This is a genomic window from Streptomyces sp. NPDC101178, from assembly GCF_044767965.1.
Classification (GTDB): Bacteria; Actinomycetota; Actinomycetes; order Streptomycetales; family Streptomycetaceae; genus Streptomyces.
This window is the reverse complement of the sequence record NZ_JBIWOZ010000004.1, coordinates 538463-558150: the sequence shown is the minus strand read 5'-3', so window position 1 is coordinate 558150 and position 19688 is coordinate 538463. Positions and strand designations below refer to the sequence as shown.

The following is a 19688-nucleotide window of genomic DNA, read 5'->3' as shown; positions in this document are numbered from 1 at the left end:
CAGACACCGAGCAGAGACGAACTGGGGACGGGACAACCGATGCAGCACGTGAATTCCTGGCGGGACGTGGCGGCGGCGACCGGCGCGGCGGACCGGGCGGCCGCCGAGGAGGGCGTGCGGCGCGCCTACCGCACCGCCGGGCTGGCCGAGCCCGAGCGGATCGTCTGGGCCGCATCGCCCCGGGCGGCCGTCGAAGCGGTCGAGAAGCTGGCCGACGCCGGAGGGTCGGTGCGCGAAGAGGTCCGCACCCGGCCGTGGGCCGAGGAGCGCCGCCGGATGTACGACGAGCTGGGCCCGGCCGGCTGGTCCGCGCTCTGGTCCGCGACCGGGGCCCAGCTCTGGGAGACCACAGCCGCGCTCGCCGAGCGCATACGGTCCGGCGTCGTCGCCGACCTGGCGCCGCGGCCGCAGGACGAGGGCGCGGTGCGGCTGGTGCTGCTCGACGCGGTGCTCGGCCAGCACGACGCCGCCTGGCTCGCCGCCTTCGACGGCCGCGGCGACCGGCTCACCGGCCTCGCCGAGGTGGCCAGGAACGCCGGCTGGTGGTGGCCGTACGAGCGGGCCGTGGTGATCAGCGAGCGGCCGGAGGTCCTGCACCGGGACGAGGCGGGCCGGCTCGACCACGGGGAGGGACCGGCCCTCGCCTACGGAGACGGGTTCGCGCTCCACGCCTGGCGCGGTATGCCGGTGCCCGCCGCCTTCCTGGCGGAGCTGGCGTCCCTGACCCCGCAGCGCATCCGGGAGGAGGAGAACGCGGAGCTGCGCCGCGTGATGCTGGAGTACTACGGATACGACCGCTATCTCACGGAGTCGGGCGCCGAGCCCGTCCACCGTGACGGGACGGGCATCCTGTGGCGCATCGCCCTGGAAGGCGACGAGGACGTGGTGATGGTCGAGGTGGTCAACTCCACGCCGGAGCCGGACGGCAGCCACCGTACGTACTGGCTCCGTGTGCCGCCCACGACGCGGACCGCCAAGGACGGGGTCGCCTGGACGTTCGGGCTGGACGGCGCCGCCTACGCGCCGGTGCGCCAGACCTGACGCGTCAGCCGGTCAGCGCTGCCTGGTCGATGCCCAGCTCGCGGGCGAGCGCCTCGTCGGTCCAGCGCAGCATCGTGGTCCGGGAGAGCGGACCCGCGTACGACGTCATCTGCACGGCCAGACCGTCCAGCAGGGCGGTCAGCCGCCAGGCCGCCGACTCCGGGTCCGCACACCGGAACTCACCGGCGGCGGCGCCCTCCGCGATGACCTCGGCCAGCTCCGCCTTCCACCGCCGGTCGAGGTCGCCGGCCACCTCGCGCAGCGCGGGTTCGCGCAAGGAGGCCGCCCACCCCTCGATCCACAGCCGCCACCCCTTGGCCTGCCCGGTCGGTGCGTACCACCGCACGGCGGCCCGCAGCCGCCTCACGGCTGGGGTGCGCCGGGCGAGCACCTTGCGCAGTTGGGCGAGGTCGGCCTCGGCCGCGTACGCGAAGGCGGCGGCGACCAGCTTCTCCTTGGTGGAGAAGTGGTAGAGCACCAGCGCGTTGCTCACACCGAGCGCGGACGCCACATCGGCGATCCGTACGGAGGAGGCTCCGCGGATCTCGATCTGCTCGACCGTCGCCTTCAACAGCTCCTCACGCCGTTCCGCCACGTTCAACCGGACTCTTGCCACCCGGCCACCCTAATCAATGGGCCGGTCACTGCCGGTCACCGGAGGCCGTGCCGCCGCCGGGGCGACGCGCCGGCGGCTCCCGGGTGTGACCCCCGCCCGGTGAGCCGCCGGGCCGGAATCCTCAGGGGGAGAAGCACGTTGGACCGTGCATGACGTCATTCGAACCGGCACAGGAAGCGCTGCTCCGCCTCGTCGGCGAGTGCGACGGGGGAGTCCTGGTCACTCTCAAGCGGGACGGGCGGCCCCAGCTGTCGAACGTCAACCACGCGTACGACCCGGACGAGCAGGTGATCAGGGTGTCGATCACCGAGGGCCGGGCGAAGACCCGCAACCTGCGGCGCGACCCCCGCGCGAGCTACCACGTGACCAGCGACGACCGCTGGGCCTGGACCGTCGTGGACGGTACCGCCGAGCTGACCCCGCCCGCCGCCGAGCGGGACGACGCCACGGTGGAGGCCCTGATCACGCTGTACCGCGACGTGAGGGGCGAGCACCCGGACTGGGAGGACTACCGGCGGGCGATGGTCGAGGACCGCCGGGTGGTGCTCACGCTGCGCATCGAGCACGTGTACGGGCAACCACGTGGCTGAACGGCCACCGGACGGACGCCGCGTGCCGGGTGCCACCGGACCGGGCGGCTGCCCCGTTCACCGTCCTCTTCTCGCCCTGTCGGACAGTCCGACGATAATGAGACGACACCGACTCCCCCAGGAGATGTTGTGACCGGCGCCGACTACTTTGTTCCCTTCCGTACGAAATTGCGTTCGATGCGCTCCGAGCCTTTCGGGGCCGATCCCGCAGGAGCGCGGATGCAGCGCATCCTCAGCTCGCCGAACTTCGCCGACGGGGTGTTCCAGAACCCGCTGGGCGCCCGGACCAGGCCGTCCGGGTCCACGCTGGAATTCGCCAAGACCTACTTCCAGAAGGAGCAGCGGATCCGCCGGGCGCCGGCGGGGACCGTTCCGGTCCATGCCACCACCCTCGCCGATCTGGCCGCACCGCCCGTCACGGGGCTGCGGCTGACCTGGATGGGCCATTCCAGCGTGCTCGCCGAGATCGACGGCCGCCGGGTCCTGTTCGACCCGGTCTGGGGTGAGCGGTGTTCGCCGTTCCCCTTCGCCGGACCCAAGCGCCTGCACCCGGTTCCGGTGCCGCTGGCCACGCTCGGCCCCGTCGACGTGGTGGTGATCTCCCACGACCACTACGACCACCTCGACCTGCCGACGATCCGCGCGCTGGCGGGCACGGACACCGTCTTCGCCGTGTCGCTCGGCGTAGGCGCCCACCTGGAGCGGTGGGGTGTGGCCCCCGACCGGCTGCGCGAGCTCGACTGGAACGAGACCGCGAAGGTCAACGGCATCAGCCTCACCGCCACCCCCGCGCGCCACTTCTGCGGCCGCGGCCTGCGGAACAACCAGCACACGCTGTGGGCCTCCTGGGCCGTCTCCGGCCCCGAGCACCGGATCTACCACAGCGGCGACACGGGCTACTTCCCAGGCTTCCGGGACATCGGCGCCGAGCACGGCCCCTTCGACGCCACGATGATCCAGACCGGCGCCTACTCGGAGTACTGGCCGGACATCCACATGACCCCCGCCGAAGGAATGCGGGCCCACCTCGACCTCCAGGGCGGGCGCCCGCACGGCGTGATGCTGCCGATCCACTGGGGCACCTTCAACCTCGCCCCGCACGCCTGGGCCGAGCCGGGCGAGTGGACGAAGGACGCGGCAGAGGAGGCCGAACAGGCGGCGGCGTTCCCCCGGCCGGGCGAACCCTTCGAACCGGCCGGAACACTCCCGGTGGACCCGTGGTGGCGAGCCGTCTCCGCACCGATGACGGCCGCGCGCTGGCGTACGGCGACACCGGACACGGTCCCGGGCGGCGCACCGGTCGCACGGCGGGACATGGACGTGGCCGGAGAGCGGTGACCGTCGGGGGGAGGGTCCGGGCGCCCGGACCCTCCCCCGAATCAGCCGCGGCGGCCGCCGCGGATCAGACCGCCGGAGCCGGGTACGTCGGGTACTCCACGCCGGAGACGTGCTGGACGACCCGGATGACCTGGCACGAGTAGCCGAACTCGTTGTCGTACCAGAGGTAGAGGATCGCGTTGTCGCCGTCGACCTTGGTGGCACCCGCGTCGACGATCGAGGCGTGGCGCGAGCCGATGAAGTCGCTGGAGACCGCGTCCGGGGCGCTGATGAAGTCGATCTGGCGCTTGAGCGGCGAGGCGAGCGACACGTTGCGGAGGTAGTCGAGGACCTCCTCGCGGGTGGCCTCGCGGCCCAGCCGCAGGCTCAGGATCGCGATGGAGACGTCCGGCACCGGGACGCGGATGGAGCTGCCGGTGATCGGTGCGTCCAGGTCCGGCAGCGCCTTGGCCACGGCGGACGCGGCACCGGTCTCGGTGATCACCATGTTGAGCGCCGCGGAACGGCCGCGCCGGTCGGAGCTGTGGTAATTGTCCAGCAGGTTCTGGTCGTTGGTGTACGAGTGGACCGTCTCCACGTGCCCGCGCAGGACGCCGTACTCGTCCGCCATCGCCTTGAGCGGCGGGACGATCGCGTTGGTGGTGCAGGACGCGCAGGACAGGATCTGCTCGTCGTCCTTGATCGTGTCGTGGTTGACGCCGTGGACGATGTTGGGGACGTCGCCCTTGCCCGGCGCGGTGAGGACCACCTTGGCGATGCCGGGGCGCAGGTGCTTGGAGAGCCCCTCGCGGTCGCGCCACCTGCCGGTGTTGTCGATCAGGATGGCGTCCTTGATCCCGTACGCGGTGTAGTCCACCGTCGTCGGGTCGTCCGAGTAGATCACCTTGATCTCGTTGCCGTTGGCGACGATCTTGCTGTTCGCCTCGTCCACGGTGATCGTGCCGGAGAACTGGCCGTGGATCGAGTCGCGCCGCAGCAGTGAGGCGCGCTTGACGATGTCCTGGCCGGAGCCCTTGCGTACGACGATGGCGCGCAGCCGCAGTCCGTTGCCGGAGCCGGCCTTCTCGATCAGGAGACGGGCGATGAGGCGGCCGATACGGCCGAAGCCGTAGAGGACGACATCACGCGACTCGCGGCGGTCGATCTTGTTGGCGCCGGTCGCACCGGCGACCGCCTCGGCGGTGAACTCCTCGACCGACAGGCCGCGGTCGTCGGCGCGGAACGTCGCGGCCAGCATGCCTATGTCGATCTGGGACGGGCCGAGGTCGAGCGTCGTCAGAGCCCGGAGGAACGGCATCGTCTCGGTGACGGACAGCTCCTCGCCGGCGATCTGCCGGGCGAAGCGGTGGGTCTTGAGGATGCTGACCACCGACTTGTTCACCAGGGAGCGGCTGTGCAGCAGGACGTTCACGTCCTGCTCACGGTGCAGCTTCCCGATGATCGGGATCATCGACTCCGCGATCTCCTCGCGGTGCATCCAGTTGGTGAACGAGTCGTCATTGACAGTCACGTGTTTATCTTTCGAGCTAGGCGGCGCTCATATGGTAGCCGCCCCGGTGTGTTCATCCTCAAGGTGGTCCCGTCCGGATCTCCGGGGCGGGCCGGGTCGGTGCCGATGCGGCGTAATCGGGCGCCCGTGCGAGAGGTCATACCAGAGCGGGACGGATGGCGGGCAAGTTCGACAACTGCCCGTCGCGCACAGGTCGGACGCGACTACCGTGTGTGCTCGGTGATCAACGGGGGCTCCTGGATTCCAGGCCGGCCCGACCGCTGACCCGAGCTGGACCGACCACCGCAGGTGCCACCGCAGGAACGCCGACAGGGGCGACAGGAACGCCGATTCCTGGTGCCCCCGTACCGAGGACGCTGATGTCTCAACTTCGCGCACCCGCCGCGCGACCGGACCGCCGCGAGGGCGGACGGCACGGCCGCCCCGGCGCACGCGCCCACTCGGCCACGAGCAGGCCGCGCGCCACCCAGCCCACCCCCGAGGGGCGCATACGGCCCCAGTTGCTGCGCACCGCGCTGCTCCCCACCATCGCCGCCCTGCTCAGCGGCGCGGCAGCCGTCATCTTCACCATCCGCGACGGCGCCGTCGACCCGTCCCCGAGCCTGTGGGCCGCGCTCGGCGGATCGGCCGCCCTGGCCGTCGCCGCCGTCGCGGCCGCCTACCTCGGCGCCCACCGCGTGGCCGCCGCCGTCCTCGACCGGGCGCTGACGCTCCGCCGCACCAGCGCCCAGGGCCAGGCCGAGCTCCAGCGGGTGGTGGAGCAGCTCCGCTCCGGCGAACCCGTCGGCCCCCGCCGCCCACCGCAGCCGCCGGCACCCGACGGCGACGCCTTCGACCTGCTCGCGCAGGAGATGGGAAGGGCCCAGGAGACCGCGGTCACCGCCGTCGTCCAGGCCTCGCAGCTCTTCAGCTCCACCGGCAACGAGCAGAAGGTCGAGGTCTTCGTCAACCTCGCCCGCCGGCTCCAGTCCCTGGTCCACCGCGAGATCCAGATCCTCGACGAGCTGGAGCACGAGGTCGAGGACCCCGACCTGCTCAAGGGCCTCTTCCACGTCGACCACCTGGCCACCCGAATCCGCCGCCACGCGGAGAACCTCGCCGTCCTCGGCGGGGCCGTCTCCCGGCGCCAGTGGAGCAACCCGGTCACCATGACCGAGGTGCTGCGCTCGGCCATCGCGGAGGTCGAGCAGTATCCGCGCGTCAAGCTGGTCCCGCCGATGGAGGGCACCCTGCGCGGCCACGCCGTCGCCGACGTGATCCACCTGCTGGCCGAACTGGTCGAGAACGCCACGGTGTTCTCCGCCCCGCACACCCAGGTCCTGCTGCGCGTCCAGCGGGTCACCGCCGGACTCGCACTGGAGGTGGAGGACCGCGGCCTCGGGATGCCGGACCACGAGCAGAACCGGATGAACGCCCTGCTCTCCGACCCCGACCAGGTCAACGTCGCCCACCTCCTCCAGGACGGCCGGATCGGCCTGTTCGTCGTCTCCGCGCTGGCCCGCCGCCACGGCATCGCGGTCCGCCTGCAGAGCAACATCTACGGCGGCACGCAGGCGGTCCTGGTCCTGCCGCAGACCCTCCTCGGCACCGACCCGGACGCCCCGGCCGTGACCGGCGCCGCCCCCGTACCGCCGCCCGGAGCCGTCCACCGCCCGCCCGCCGACGAAGGACCGTCCGCCCCGCCCGCGCCGCCGCAGGTGCGGGCAGCCCCGCCGCAGGCGGTTCAGGCGCCCGCCGGCCACCCACGCGACGCGCAGGCGCCGGGGTCGCACGCCCACGCCGCACCGGAGACCCGCCCGCCCGCCCCCCTGGGCGAGGCCCCGCCCCTCCCGCTCCGCGCCGAACGCATCGACCGCCCCGCGCCCGCCGCCACACCTGCCGCCCTCGCGCCGGAGCACGCCGACAGGCCCGCACCCCCCGCGCCCGCCCCGTCCACCGCCTTCACCCCCCAGCGTGTCGACGGCCCCACCCCGCCCGCCGCCCGCCCCCAGCTCCCCAAGCGGGCCAACCAGGAGCACCTCGTCCCGCAACTGCGCGAAGCGCCCGCCCCGCGCGTCGAGGACGAGCACGCGCTCCACGACCCGGGCCTCATGGCCGCCTTCCGGCGCGGCATCGACCTCGCCGAGGCCCAGACCGCCCAGGAGGAAGGGGCCACCACCGGGTACGGCGAGGCCACCTCCGCGCTCGACGCCCCCCTGGAGACCCTCGCCCCCCTGCCCGTACGCGGAGCCGGACCCGTACGGGCAGGCGCCGAGCCGCCCGGAGCGCCCGCGTCGCTCGGCCGCCCGGGTACCGGGCACGACACCTTCCTGCCGGGCCACGCCGTGCCGGAACCCCGTAAAGACACGACTTTCAAGGAGTAGACACGATGGCGAGCGACATGCAGGCCGGTCAGGTCTCGGACCTGGACTGGCTGCTGAGCGGGCTGGTCCAACGCGTGCCGTACACGCGCAGCGCGGTGCTGCTCTCGGCCGACGGGCTGGTGAAGTCCGTCCACGGGATGGATCCCGACAGCGCCGACCACATGGCCGCCCTGGCCGCCGGCCTGTACTCCCTGGGCCGCAGCGCCGGCGCCCGCTTCGGCGACAACGGCGACGTACGGCAGGTGGTCGTCGAGCTCGACTCCACGCTCCTGTTCGTCTCCACCGCCGGATCCGGCACCTGTCTCGCCGTCCTCGCCGGACGCGAGGCGGACGCCGCGGTGCTCGGCTACGAGATGGCGATGCTGGTCAAGAGCGTCCGTCCCTATCTGACGACCCCGCTGCGGCAGCCGGCCGGCGCCCCGTTCACTCCGGGGCTGTGAGGATGCCGGCCCCGCAGGACGGGCCCCTGCTCGACGACGCGGCCGGCCGGCTGATCCGCCCGTACACCGTCAGCAACGGCCGGACCCGGCCGTCCACCGGATTCGACCTGCTCTCCCTGGTCATGGCCACCGGCATCGAACCCGACATCCCCCTCGGCCCCGAACACACCGTGGCCCTCGGACTCTGCGAGGGGCCGATGTCCGTCGCCGAGATCGCCGCACACCTCCGGCTGCCCGCGGTCGTCACCAAGGTCCTCCTCTCCGACCTGGTCGACTGCGGAGCGGTCACCGCGCACGCCCCCGCTTTCCATGACACACCCACCGACCGATCCCTGCTGGAGGCAGTGCTCGATGGTTTACGACGACAGCTCTGACCGCACCGGAACCACCGAGTTCTTCCCCGTGGCCCTCAAGGTGCTGGTCGCGGGCGGATTCGGCGTCGGCAAGACGACCTTCGTCGGCGCGGTCAGCGAAATCGCCCCGCTGTCCACCGAGGAGCTGCTGACCCAGTCCAGCGTGGGCACCGACAATCTGGAGGGCGTCGAGTCCAAGACGGCCACCACCGTCGCCATGGACTTCGGCCGCATCACCCTCTCCGAACAGCATGTGCTGTACCTGTTCGGGACGCCGGGCCAGGAGCGGTTCTGGTTCATGTGGGACGAGCTCTCCCAGGGAGCCCTCGGCGCCGTCGTGCTCGCCGACACCCGGCGGCTGGCCGAGTGCTTCGCCGCCGTGGACTTCTTCGAGCGGCGCGGCATCGGATTCATCGTCGCCGTCAACGAGTTCGACGGCGCGTACCGCTACGAACCCGACGAGATCCGGGCCGCGCTCGACCTCGGGCCCGCGGTGCCCGTCGTCCTGTGCGACGCGCGGATCGCCAGTTCCGGTACGGGGGCGCTGGTCACCCTCGTACAACATCTGATCAACGCCACCTCCGCGCCCGCTCCGCTCCAGGCCTTCGGAGCCCACCAGTGACGTCCTTCGCCACCGGCCGGATGCTCCTGACCCCCGCCGACCGGGACGGCCCGGCCCGCGCGGAGCGGCTGCGGAGGCTGGATCTCGGCGAGCGGCCCGACTCCTCGTTCGACGACTTCGACGCCTTCGCCGACAAGGTCGCCGAAGTCACCGCGTCCCCCTTCTCGATGGTCAACTTCATCGACGAGAACCGGCAGTTCTTCGCCGGACTGCACACGCCGGCGGGCCGGCGCGGCGGCAAGGAGCTCGGTGCCGTCGCGGCCGGCGGCAACCGCGGCGCCCGCCACATGGCCCGCGACCACGGCTACTGCCCGCATGTCGTCGTGCGGCGCAAGGCGCTGGTCCTGGACGACGTCTGCGACTACCCGCGGTTCGCCGGCAATCCGGTGGTCGACGACATAGGCGTCCGCTCCTACCTCGGCGCACCGCTCATCGACCGTACGGGCATCGCGCTCGGGACCGTGTGCGCCGTCGACACCGTGCCGCGCCCGTGGGGCCGCGCCGGTCTCGACACCATCAAGTCGCTCGCCCAGGAGCTGGTCCGCCAGATCGACCACCGGGAGGGCTACTGTCACCCGTGACGACTCCCGTGCGGCGGCGGACCGTGATTTCAGGCGCCTCAACTCCCTTGCGGTGGCGGACCCGTGATTCCAGGCGCCTCAACTCCCGTGCGGTGGCGGACCCGTGCTGCCACGCAGCACCACCTCCCCGTCGACCCGCACCACCCGCGACCGCCCCGCCCCCGACGGCGAGCGCAGAGCCAGCGCGATCACCTGCTCGCCCATCGCGGTGAGCGGCAGCGCCACCGTGGTCAGCGGCGGGGACAACTCCCGTACGAGAGGGATGTCGTCGAACCCCGCCAGCGACATGTCCTCCGGCACCCGCACCCCCGCCTCGCGCAGCGCGGCCAGCGCACCGACCGCCATCACGTCGGTCACCGCGAAGACACAGGTCGGCCGCCGGCCGCCGGCCGCGAGTAGCCGTCGCGCCGCCAGATGCCCGCCCTCCCGGGTGAACGCCTCCCGCACCACCCGCTCCAGCCGGATGCCCGCCCCGGCGAGTCCTTCGCGGAACCCGGCCAACCGGTCGGCTACCGTGGTCAGTTCGGGTGGCCCGGTCAGTACGGCGAACTCCCGGTGGCCGAGCGCCACCAGCGCCTTCGCCAGCTCCGCCGCCCCGGCCCGGTTCTCCGGCCGCACGGTGTCCACCCGCAGCGACCGGTGCCGGCTCACCACCGCCACCCGGCCGCCGGCGCGTACGTACGGATCCAGCTCCGCGTCCATCGCCCGCTCCCAGGCCCGGTCCTGGAAGCCGGAGCCGATCAGCAGGATGGCCCGCGCCCGCTGGGCCCGCAGCATCGAGACGTACGCGATCTCCCGGGACGGCTCACGGAAGGTGGAGGCGAGCATCACCAGCAGGTCCTGCTCCGCCGCCGCCCGCATCACCCCGCCGGCGATGCCCGCGAAGTACGGGTCGCCGACGTCATGGCAGATCAGCCCGACCGTGCGGCTGCCTTCGGTGGAGGCGAGGGCCTGCGCGTGGGCGTTGGGGATGTAGCCGAGGCGATCGGCGGCGGCCCGCACACGGGTGCGCAGGTCGTCGCGGACCCGGGTGGTGCCGTTCAGCGCGCGGGAGGCGGTGGCCGGCGACACGCCGGCCTCGCGGGCCACGGCGTCGAGCGTGACGTGAGGGGCCGGGGCGCGGCGGCGCGTATCGGGGCGGAGAGGTGTTTCCCGTTCACTCAACTCGACCCCCAGGGGTGCGGTGGTGGCAGGGCCCCGAAACTTCGGGACGACCTATTGACCGTGTGCGCGCACAGTCATTAGCGTGGCGGCACCTTATCAGAAAGCGCTTTCTGAAAGCGCCTTCAGCCCCTCACCTCCAGCATCGCAGCATCGCACAGCTCGTCACAACTACCCCCATCTTGCAGGGAGTTCACCGTGAGTGAGAGCGCGTTGGCCAGAAGGCCCGCCGAGGTGGCGGGAGTCGCCCGCCGGGCCGGTCCCACGGCGGGGGAGCGGCTGGCCCGGGCGGCGGAGCGGAGCTGGCGGCCGGTGGTGCTGCTGCTCGCCTGCTTCGCCCTCTGGTGGGTGATCGCGGCGGCCGAGCTGGTCGAGCCCTATCTCGTGCCGTCGCCCGGCGCGACCCTCGACGTCCTTACGGGCAAGGCGGGTTACCTCTGGCAGCACAGCTGGGTGACGACGTACGAGACGCTCCTCGGCTTCGTCATCGCGGTCGCCGTCGGGGTGTTCGCGGCGGTGGTGATGGTGTACTCCTCCACCGTCGAGCGCACGCTCTACCCCATCCTCCTCTTCGCCCAGGTCGTGCCGAAGATCGCCATCGCGCCGCTGTTCGTGGTGTGGCTCGGTTTCGGCATCGCTCCCAAGATCCTCATCGCCGTGCTCATCGCCTTCTTCCCGGTGGTGATCTCGATGGTCACCGGCCTCAAGGCCGTCGACCCCGAGATGCTCCAACTCTCCGCCACGATGGGGGCGAAGCCGTGGCAGACCTTCCTGAAGATCCGCTTCCCGGCCTCGCTGCCGCACCTGTTCTCCGGCCTCAAGGTCGCCGTCACGCTCGCCGTGACTGGTGCTGTCGTGGGCGAGTTCGTCGGGGCGAACGAGGGCCTCGGCTATGTCATCCTCCAGGCCAACGGCAACCTCGACACCCCGATGCTCTTCGCGGGGCTGCTGGTGATGTCACTGATCGGCGTCGTCCTCTTCGTCGTCGTGGAGATCGCCGAGAAGCTGCTACTGCCGTGGCACGCGAGCCGCCGCGAGACCTCGGCCACCACCACGTACTGAACTCCCGGAAGCCACCGTCCCGTTGCGAGAAGGGCCAGCCCATGCACGCGCGCAGACTCCTGATCGGTGCCGTACCCCTCGTCCTGGTGGCGACGGCCTGCGGCGGCAACGACGCGTCGACCACCACCAGCGATTCCGGCAAGAAGCTGGACCGGGTCACGCTGACGCTCAACTGGTATCCGTACGGCGAACACGCGCCGTTCTACTACGGAAAGCAGCAGAAGATCTTCGAGAAGCACGGCATCGACCTGGACGTCCGCGCGGGCCAGGGCTCGCAGAAGACCGTCCAGGCAACGGCCGCCGGACAGACGGACTTCGGCTGGGCGGACACGCCTGCGCTGCTCGCGGGCGTGGACCAGGGCGTCAAGGTGAAAAGCCTCGGCGTCTTCCTCCAGACCACGCCCGCCTCCGTGCAGTCCTTCGGCGCGAAGGGCATCGCCGCGCCCGGTGACCTGAAGGGCCGCACGATCGCCGGGACGGCCGGGGACGCACTCTCCAAGACCTTCCCGATCTTCCTGAAGAAGAACGGCCTCGGCGAGTCGGACGTCAAGGTCCAGAACACCGACCCGGCGGGCAAGATCGCAGCCGTGATCTCGGGCAAGACCGACGGGCTGCTCGGTTACGCCAGTGACCAGGGGCCCACCATGCAGGACAAGGCGAAGAAGCCGGTCTCCTACCTCCGTTTCTCCGAGCACGGCCTGAACTTCTACTCCAACGGTCTCCTCGCCGGTCAGAAGATCCTCGCCGCGAAGCCGGAGCTGGCCCAGCGCATGGTGCGGGCGGTCAGCGAGGCGTGGGCGGAGGCGGCGAAGGAGCCGGGGCCGGCGGTGGCCGCGATGGAGGGCGCGTCCGAGCAGCTTCCGCCGAAGGCCGTCCTGTCGGAGCAGTTCGCCACGACGCTCACCCTGCTGCACACGGAGTCGACCGAAGGAAAGGCACCCGGCGTCAACTCCGAGGCCGACTGGCAGCAGACCATCGACGTGTTCGCCGAGGCGGGGATGGTCGCCTCACCGAAGGCCGTCGGCGACTACTGGGACACGAAGACGGCGTTGAAGGGATGACGATGCCGAAGGAGAGGGCGACGACAGCAGCACCGCCGTCGAAGGAAGGTGGCGCGGCCGCGGTCCAACTGGACGATGTGGCGGTCCGGTTCCGCAGCAAGAAGCGTGATGTCACGGCATTGAGCGACGTCTCGCTGGAGGTGGCGCCGGGAGAGTTCGTCGCCATCGTGGGCCCGTCCGGCTGCGGCAAGTCCACGCTCCTCAAGCTGGTCGCGGGCCTGCTCAACGCCTCCTCGGGCGAGGTGCTGCTCGGCGGCGAACGGGTGAACGGACCACGCCACGACATCGGCTACGTCTTCCAGCGCGCGGCCCTGCTGGAGTGGCGCTCCACGCTGCGCAACATCCTGCTCCAGGCCGAGATCCGCCGGATGCCGGCGGCCCGGGCGCGGGGACGGGCGGACGAGCTGATCCGGATGACCGGCCTGACCGGGTTCGAGGACGCCTACCCGCACGAACTCTCCGGCGGAATGCAGCAACGGGTCGCGCTCTGCCGGGCGTTGCTCCACGAACCGCCGGTCCTGCTGATGGACGAGCCGTTCGGCGCGCTCGACGCCCTGACCCGCGAGCAGATGAACACCGAGCTGAACCGGATCTGGCGGTCTACCGGCACCACGGTGCTGCTGGTCACCCACTCGATCTCGGAGGCCGTCTATCTGGCGGACCGGGTGGTGGTGATGAGCCCGCGGCCCGGCACCGTCACGGAGATCATCGAGGTCGGGCTGCCCGCCGAGCGTGACTACAGCGAGACGCTGGGCCGCCCGGAGTTCCGCGCCGCCGCGGCCCACATCCGCGACCTGCTGGGGGCGGTGTCGGGGGAGGACTGAGAAGGGCGGGGGAGCGGTTGTCGTACGGGGGTGCGCTCGGCGTCCCCCGGGAGGCGGCCCGGCTCCTCGCTCGCTCCAGCCCGAAGGCGTCCGCCGGCAGATCCATGTGGGCGCCCAGCGGCGTGCTGCCCCGGTGCGCCATCCCGGCGAACCGGCCGGCCGGCTCCAGGCTCACCGAGCCGTCCGCCGGGCCGGGGTTTTTGGCGGCGAGGAGCGGCAGGAACGGGCCCAGCACCGCGCGGGCCCGTTCCAGTGTGTCGGCCGGGGCCGCGTAGCCGGCCACCGGGTCGCCCTGGATCAGCACCTGCCGGTGGGGTCGGGCGATGGCCCAGGCGCGGTATGCCCCGGCCAGGTCGTGCAGCCGTGCGCGAGAGCTTTTCGCCGCGCGGGTCTGCACCCGGTACCGGCGGGCGCGTGGTCCCTGGTGGGTCCGTTCCATCGCGGTCCCTTCTCACCGGCCGAGCTCACTCCTGCTACAGACTCTAACAAGCGCTATTGCTATGAGCTGTCGTGAGAGTTATGGTCTCTAACAGAAGTGATGAGCCGTTCTGGTGGCGTGCCCGCAGCGCGACCCGAACGAACACGGACCCATCCCGAAGGGGCACACCATGACCACCGCACCCGCTCTGCACACCGTCCTCGGCTCCGGACCCGCCGGTACGGCCCTGGCCGTGGAGCTGGTCCGCCGGGGCCATCCGGTCCGGCTCGTCGACCGGTCGGGCGGCGGCCCGGCGATCGAAGGGGTCGAACGGTACGCCGCCGATGTGGCCTCCACCGAAGGGGCCCGCGCGGCCGTGGCCGGCGCCGCCGTCGTCCACCACTGCGTCAACGTGGGCTACCACCTCCAGGTCGAGCTCATGCCGAAGATCCAGGATGCGGTCCTCGACGCGGCCGGGCGGGAAGGCGCCCGGCTCGTCGTCCTGGACACGCTCTACCCGTACGGCGAGACGCACGGCGCGGTCATGACCGAGGAATCCCCGTGGAACGCCACCTCCCGCAAGGGCCGTATGCGCGCCGAGCTGGACGCCCGCTACCTCGCCGCCCACCGCGAGGGCCGGCTGCCCGTCGTCCTCGGGCGATCCGCCGACTTCGTGGGCCCGGGGGTCCTCAACTCCACGCTCGGCGGCGCCGTCTTCCCCGCCGCGCTCACCGGGCAGCCGGTGCCGGCTCTCGGCGACATCGACCTGCCGCACAGCTACACGTACATCGCGGATGTCGCCACCGGGCTCGCCACGCTCGGGGAGCGCCCGGAGGGCGACGGCCGGGTCTGGCACCTGCCCACCGCGCCCGCGCGCACCACCCGCCAGGTCCTCGCGCTCGTGGAGAAGCGCACCGGCCGCCCGCTGGAGCTGACCGTGATCCCCGAGCCCCGCCCCTTCGGTCCCTTCGACGCGACCTTCATGGCGGAGTACGCGGAGATGTTCTACCAGCACACCGAACCGCAGATCGTCGACTCCTCGGCCATCGAGAAGGCCTTCGGGCTCACTCCGACCCCGCTGGAGGCGGCCATCGACGCCACCCTCGCCTGGTACGAGGACCTCCTGGCCGCCGCACAGCGCTGAACGCGCCGCGGCCCCGGGCGCGGAACCGCACACCCGGGACCGGACGACACGCACCACCGACCGGCGGCCGGCCGAAGCGCGGACCTGCCACCACCTGGCGGCCGGTCGAAGCACAGACCAGCCGCCGGGCGGCGGTCGTCAGTAGCGCAGCCGCGACAGATACCGGTAGCTCGTCCGCGCAGAGGCGAACGGGTCGGCCGGTGCGTCATGTTCCACCAGCCACTGCCGCACCCCGCCCTGCCGCGCGGTGTCGAACATCTCCGGGAAGTCCAGCACCCCCGACCCGACGTCCGCGAAGTCCCCGTTCGGCGCCATGTCCTTCACATGGAGCGCCGGGAACCGCCCGGGGTGCCGGACGAACAGCTCGCCGGGTGCGGAGGAGCCTCCCTTGGCCGCCCAGTACACATCCAGCTCGAACCCGACCAGCTCCGGATCGGTCTCGTCGAGCAGGATGTCGTACAGGCTGACCCCGTCCACCACCTCATGGTCGCCGCCGTGGTTGTGGTAGAGCAGCTTCAGCCCGGACTCCCGGGCAGCGAGCCCCGCCCGGTTGAACTGCCGTGCCACCTCCCGGTATCCGGCCGGGGAGTGCAGCGACCCCGGCAGGCTCGGTACCACGATCCACCGGCCGCCGAGCGTATGGACGTCCTCCAGCGCCTGCGGCAGCCCGGAGCCGGTCACGATGTCGTAGCCGACGTGTTCCAGGACGGCCTTCAGTCGCACTCGGTCCAGCATCTGCCGTATCGCGGAAGGGGAGTTGCCGTGCCGTCCGCTGACACCGACCGTCGTGTAGCCGATCTCGGCGAGCCGCTCCAGCGTGCCCGCGAAGTCCGCCGCGAGCGGTGTCCGCATCGTGTACAGGTGCATCCCGATCCCGGACGGCGGGATACGCCGGCAGCCTCGCCGCCTCCCGGCCGCCGAGGCCGGTGCCGCGCCGATGCCGGTGGCGACGACGGCGGCCGTACCGACTCCCGCACGGAGTAAGGCTCTTCGTGTGCTGTTCACGCGCTCTACGCCCCTCACTTCACGTCGATGCGCACGGCACCGGTGGTCGTGTCGCCCTTGTCGTCGGTGACCGTCAGATGCGCGGTGTAGGCGCCCTTGCGGTCGTAGCGGTGCGTCGCCGTCGCGCCCTCGGGACCGGTCGGCTTCACGTTGTCGCCGAAGTCCCAGTGGTACGAGGCGATCGTCCGGCCCTCCGCCGGCTCGACCGTGCTGCTCAGCGCGACGGTCAACGGCGCTGTGCCGGAAGACGGTTCGGCCGTGACCGTCACCTCCGTACCGCCCGCCTTCTCCACGCCCGGCCCGTTGAAGTGCAGCCAGTCGACCGAGAGCAGGTCGGCCTTGCCGGCGCTCCACTCCGGGTTGGTGAAGACGGCGTACAGCGTGGTCGTGGATCCCGGGTCCTTGAGCTCCGTCGTCGGCGAGATCAGCTTCTCCCAGCCGCCGGTGCCCGGCACGGTCACCGAGCCGAGCAACTCGCCCGTCGGGGAACCGGATCGGAACTCCACCGTGCCGCCGAGCCCGCCCGACGAAGCGCCGACCGTCACGGAGTCGACACCCTTCAGGTTCACCGGATCGAAGGTGACCCAGTCGCCGTCCTCGATCTCGATGAGCCGCTTCCCGCCGGAAGCGTCTCCCCGACTCCCCACCTCGGCGCCGCCGTTGCGGCCACCGGTCGAGATGAAGTGCTCGGCCTCGCGGTGGGAGGTGCGCAGGGTGAGCGAGGTGGAGCCGGTCAGTGCGGGAGCGTCCGGTGCGCCCTTGTCCTCGTACTGGGCGGTGATCCCGTAGTAGAGGTTCTGTCCCGGGCCGTGGCTGTCCCCGGCATCCGTGACGATCTCGCCCGTGCAGCCGGTGTAGTTGTCCAGCGGATGCAGATGGGTGTCATGGCCGAGCTGTGACTGCACCACGACCCGCGAGCAGTCGATCGGACCGTTCTGCCCGTCCTCCTCGTCACTCACCTCCACCGTGAAGGGAATGGTGTCACCGAAGCTGAACATCCCTCCGTCCGGCGGCTGTTGGATGGTCACCTCGGGCCGGGTGTTGCCGACGGTGATGTCCTGCACCGCCAGTGCCGTCAGCTCGTCGGGTCCGGTGACGGTGAGCCGGGCCGTGTGGAGCCCCTTGGCGGTGTAGGTGTGCGAGGGGTTGGCCTCGGTCGAGTCGGTGGTGCCGTCCCCGTCGAAGTCCCAGGCGTAGGTGACCGGTTGGCCACCGGGCAGTCCGGAGCCCTCGCTGGAGAAGTCCACGGTCAGTGGCGCCGGACCGCTGTCCCGGTCGACGGAGAGCTTGGCATCGGGCAGCCGGCCGTCACCGACGTAATCGATCCGGTAGATGCCCGCACCCTCGTTGCTGCCGCCGCGTCCGGTACCGCTGCCGAGCCCGAAGTCGATGACGTACAGCGCCCCGTCGGGACCGAAGTCGGCGTCGAAGGGCTGGTTCCACTCCATGTCCTCGAAGATGCCGTTGATGGAGTGGAGATCGCCCGCCTTCACCGGCTCGAAGCGCGGATCGGTGAAGTCCTGGTCCTCGCTCTGGAACGAGAACGTCTTGAACCACCGCCGGGTCAACTCGTAGTTGAACGCCTTGCCTTCGAAGTACGCGGGGAACTTCGTCCGGTAGGTGTTGTCCGGGTCGTAGTCGTAGACCGGGCCGCCCATCGGGCCGCCGCCCCCGGTGCCGACCTCCGGGAACTCCGCCGACGCGGAGTACGCGTACCAGACCGTGGCGGGCTGGGCGGGCGGCAGTTCACGCAGGCCGGTGTTGTTCGGCGAGTCGTTGACCGGCGCCGCACAGTCGAACTTCGGCCCGGACTTCTTCGCCGCGAAGTCGTAGTCGTTGAAGGGGGTGTTGTCCCCGATGCAGTACGGCCACCCGAAGTTTCCCGCCTCCGTGATACGGGTGTACTCGACGGTCCCCTCCGGCCCTCGGTCCGCCACCGCGGCCCGCGCGTCGGGACCGTAGTCCGCGACCATCAGCGCTCCGCTGCTGGGATCGGTGGTGATGCGGAACGGATTGCGCATGCCCATCGCGTAGATCTCGGGCAGGGTCTTCTCCGTACCCGGCGCGAAGAGGTTGCCCTCGGGCACGGTGTACGTCCCGTCGTCCAGCGGTGTGATCCGCAGGATCTTGCCGCGCAGGTCGTTCGTGTTGCCCGCGGTCATCTGCGCGTCCCAGGCGCGCCGGCCCTCGCCCTCGTCGATCGGCGTGAAGCCGTCCGATGCGAACGGGTCGGTGTTGTCACCGGTCGCCGCGTACAGGTTGCCGTCCTTGTCGAAGGTGAGCGAACCGGCCATGTGCGAGTTGGCCCGGCCCTCGCCGCGCAGCGTCGGGACGGTGAGCAGCCGCTTCTCGGACGAGGGATCGACGGTATTGCCGTCCGCGGTGAAGCGCGACAGGTTCAGCCGCTTCTCGACCTTGTCGGAGTAGAGCAGATAGAGCCAGTTGTTCTCCGCGAACCCGGGGTCCAGGGTCAGGCCGAGCAGCCCGTCGGACTGGCTGGTCATCTCCGGCGTGTACGCGAAGTCCAGCGCGGTCGACACCTTCATGGTCTCCTGGTCGATCACCTTCAGCTTCCCGGTCCGCTGGGCGAAGAACACCCGGCGGTCCGGGGCGATCGCCAGCTCGAACGGGTCGGCCAGGTCGCTCGTCGCGAGCGCCGTACGCTGGAAGGAACCGGTGCGCGTCGCCGTGCAGTCGCCCTCCGCCGCGCCCGCCGCCCACTGGATGCCGCCGAGCAGATGCTGGACGAAGGCCTCCTCCTGGAAGGAGGCCTTGTCGTGCCCGCCCGCGGTGAACCAGGAACGCCCGCCGTCGTAGTTCTGGCACCAGGAGAACGGGTGGTCCACGCCCTCGTCGAGTCCGGTGACCCCGTCCCGTACCTTGATCTGCGCGAGCGTGTGCACCTTGGAGGTCGGGTTGGTGCGCCAGTTGTACCACTCCTCCGTCCGCTCCCAGAGGTCCGGCAGATGCTCCGTGGACGGGTGGGCGCGGTCCAGCACCTTGACCCGGCCCGTCTGCACCTCCGGGTGCTGGTCGAAGATCGCGCCGACCAGACCCTCGTACCAGTCCCAGTCCCGCTCACTGGCGGAGGCGGCGTGCACGCCCACCCAGCCGCCGCCCGCGCGGATGAACCGCTGGAGCGCGGCCCGTTCGCCGGCGGTCAGCAAGTCGCCCTTCTCCGGCGTGGAGTTGGTGTTGTTGAAGACGACGGCCTGGAAGCGGCCGAGATCGGTGTCGTTGAAGACGGCGGAGTCCTCGGTGGCCTCCACCTCGAAGCCGTGCTCGGCCCCGAGCTTCTTCACCGCCTCGATCCCGGCCGGAATGGAGTCGTGGGTGAAGTTGGTGACCTCGGAGTAGACGAGGACCCGGTACGGGGCGGCCTGCGCCTGCGGTGGCACCGCCACCAGCAGGGCGAGGACCAGGGCCAGGAGCGAGGTGAGGGCGATGAGAGGGGATGGGCCACCGGGCGAACGGCCGACGCGGCCGGCCCGGCGTGACGAACGGCGTCTCATGGGGCGCTCCCTGTGCGGTAGATGCCGACTGTGGGGTGTAGAAAGCG

Annotated in this window: 18 protein-coding genes; 12 read left to right on the top strand and 6 right to left on the bottom strand. The window is 71.3% G+C overall.

The features are described from left to right. The first annotated feature begins 39 nt into the window (after positions 1 to 39). The gene (locus ACIRR8_RS14810) at positions 40 to 1041 is read left to right on the top strand and encodes a DUF6745 domain-containing protein (RefSeq protein ID WP_404063792.1); all 1002 of its coding nucleotides are present in this window, start codon (positions 40 to 42) and stop codon (positions 1039 to 1041) included. A gap of 4 nt (positions 1042 to 1045) precedes the next feature. Here the strand turns inward: ACIRR8_RS14810 and ACIRR8_RS14805 are convergent, their stop codons facing one another. Further along, the gene (locus ACIRR8_RS14805) at positions 1046 to 1642 is read right to left on the bottom strand and encodes a TetR/AcrR family transcriptional regulator (protein ID WP_404064334.1); all 597 of its coding nucleotides are present in this window, start codon (positions 1640 to 1642) and stop codon (positions 1046 to 1048) included. A gap of 164 nt (positions 1643 to 1806) precedes the next feature. Between ACIRR8_RS14805 and ACIRR8_RS14800 the strand changes: the two genes are divergently transcribed. Together ACIRR8_RS14800 and ACIRR8_RS14795 are read left to right on the top strand one after the other, a co-directional pair. Next, a complete protein-coding gene (locus tag ACIRR8_RS14800; RefSeq protein WP_404063790.1) occupies positions 1807 to 2247 on the top strand; it encodes a PPOX class F420-dependent oxidoreductase in 441 nt (146 codons plus the stop codon). Between the two features lie 129 nt (positions 2248 to 2376). Continuing rightward, a complete protein-coding gene (locus ACIRR8_RS14795) occupies positions 2377 to 3585 on the top strand; it encodes an MBL fold metallo-hydrolase (RefSeq protein WP_404063787.1) in 1209 nt (402 codons plus the stop codon). Between the two features lie 64 nt (positions 3586 to 3649). Here the strand turns inward: ACIRR8_RS14795 and ACIRR8_RS14790 are convergent, their stop codons facing one another. After that, a complete protein-coding gene (locus tag ACIRR8_RS14790; protein WP_404063784.1) occupies positions 3650 to 5095 on the bottom strand; it encodes a glyceraldehyde-3-phosphate dehydrogenase in 1446 nt (481 codons plus the stop codon). Between the two features lie 359 nt (positions 5096 to 5454). On the opposite strand from ACIRR8_RS14790, the gene ACIRR8_RS14785 reads away from it, so the two are divergent. From ACIRR8_RS14785 to ACIRR8_RS14765, 5 genes are read left to right on the top strand one after another with little or no spacing between them, the layout of a single operon-like run. Then, positions 5455 to 7458 carry an ATP-binding protein gene (locus tag ACIRR8_RS14785; RefSeq protein WP_404063781.1) on the top strand — a complete coding sequence of 668 codons (2004 nt, stop codon included), beginning with the start codon at positions 5455 to 5457 and terminating at the stop codon, positions 7456 to 7458. A gap of 5 nt (positions 7459 to 7463) precedes the next feature. Then, a complete protein-coding gene (locus ACIRR8_RS14780; RefSeq protein ID WP_404063778.1) occupies positions 7464 to 7898 on the top strand; it encodes a roadblock/LC7 domain-containing protein in 435 nt (144 codons plus the stop codon). 2 nt (positions 7899 to 7900) lie between these two features. Then, positions 7901 to 8272 carry a DUF742 domain-containing protein gene (locus ACIRR8_RS14775; protein ID WP_073876111.1) on the top strand — a complete coding sequence of 124 codons (372 nt, stop codon included), beginning with the start codon at positions 7901 to 7903 and terminating at the stop codon, positions 8270 to 8272. Further along, complete coding sequence (locus ACIRR8_RS14770) at positions 8250 to 8873, top strand: GTP-binding protein (RefSeq protein WP_404063775.1); 624 nt, start codon at positions 8250 to 8252, stop codon at positions 8871 to 8873. The genes ACIRR8_RS14775 and ACIRR8_RS14770 overlap by 23 nt, the downstream gene beginning before the upstream one ends. Next, the gene (locus ACIRR8_RS14765) at positions 8870 to 9454 is read left to right on the top strand and encodes a GAF domain-containing protein (protein WP_404063772.1); all 585 of its coding nucleotides are present in this window, start codon (positions 8870 to 8872) and stop codon (positions 9452 to 9454) included. The genes ACIRR8_RS14770 and ACIRR8_RS14765 overlap by 4 nt, the downstream gene beginning before the upstream one ends. A gap of 78 nt (positions 9455 to 9532) precedes the next feature. On the opposite strand, the gene ACIRR8_RS14760 is transcribed toward ACIRR8_RS14765, so the two are convergent. Further along, positions 9533 to 10618 (bottom strand): LacI family DNA-binding transcriptional regulator, encoded by a 1086-nt coding sequence (locus ACIRR8_RS14760; RefSeq protein WP_404063769.1) that lies wholly within the window; start codon positions 10616 to 10618, stop codon positions 9533 to 9535. A gap of 195 nt (positions 10619 to 10813) precedes the next feature. Here ACIRR8_RS14760 and ACIRR8_RS14755 point away from each other — a divergent pair, with 195 nt between their 5' ends. The 3 genes from ACIRR8_RS14755 to ACIRR8_RS14745 are packed head-to-tail and all read left to right on the top strand — an operon-like array spanning position 10814 to position 13562. Next, positions 10814 to 11677, top strand: coding sequence for an ABC transporter permease (locus ACIRR8_RS14755; protein ID WP_404063766.1), 864 nt, complete (start codon positions 10814 to 10816; stop codon positions 11675 to 11677). Positions 11678 to 11718: 41 nt separating this feature from the next. After that, positions 11719 to 12738: an ABC transporter substrate-binding protein gene (locus ACIRR8_RS14750; RefSeq protein ID WP_404063763.1), complete on the top strand. Its 1020-nt coding sequence runs from the start codon at positions 11719 to 11721 to the stop codon at positions 12736 to 12738. Beyond that, entirely contained in the window at positions 12735 to 13562 is an 828-nt protein-coding gene (locus ACIRR8_RS14745) for an ABC transporter ATP-binding protein (RefSeq protein WP_404063760.1), read from the top strand. The genes ACIRR8_RS14750 and ACIRR8_RS14745 overlap by 4 nt, the downstream gene beginning before the upstream one ends. Here the strand turns inward: ACIRR8_RS14745 and ACIRR8_RS14740 are convergent. Next, the gene (locus tag ACIRR8_RS14740) at positions 13444 to 14001 is read right to left on the bottom strand and encodes a TetR-like C-terminal domain-containing protein (protein WP_404063757.1); all 558 of its coding nucleotides are present in this window, start codon (positions 13999 to 14001) and stop codon (positions 13444 to 13446) included. The genes ACIRR8_RS14745 and ACIRR8_RS14740 overlap by 119 nt on opposite strands. Positions 14002 to 14170: 169 nt before the next feature. Between ACIRR8_RS14740 and ACIRR8_RS14735 the strand changes: the two genes are divergently transcribed. Further along, positions 14171 to 15124 carry an NAD-dependent epimerase/dehydratase family protein gene (locus ACIRR8_RS14735; RefSeq protein WP_404063754.1) on the top strand — a complete coding sequence of 318 codons (954 nt, stop codon included), beginning with the start codon at positions 14171 to 14173 and terminating at the stop codon, positions 15122 to 15124. Between the two features lie 138 nt (positions 15125 to 15262). Here the strand turns inward: ACIRR8_RS14735 and ACIRR8_RS14730 are convergent, their stop codons facing one another. Next, positions 15263 to 15991 (bottom strand): sugar phosphate isomerase/epimerase family protein, encoded by a 729-nt coding sequence (locus ACIRR8_RS14730; RefSeq protein ID WP_404064331.1) that lies wholly within the window; start codon positions 15989 to 15991, stop codon positions 15263 to 15265. Between the two features lie 152 nt (positions 15992 to 16143). Next, positions 16144 to 19641, bottom strand: coding sequence for a ThuA domain-containing protein (locus ACIRR8_RS14725; RefSeq protein ID WP_404063751.1), 3498 nt, complete (start codon positions 19639 to 19641; stop codon positions 16144 to 16146). Positions 19642 to 19688 lie beyond the last annotated feature (47 nt).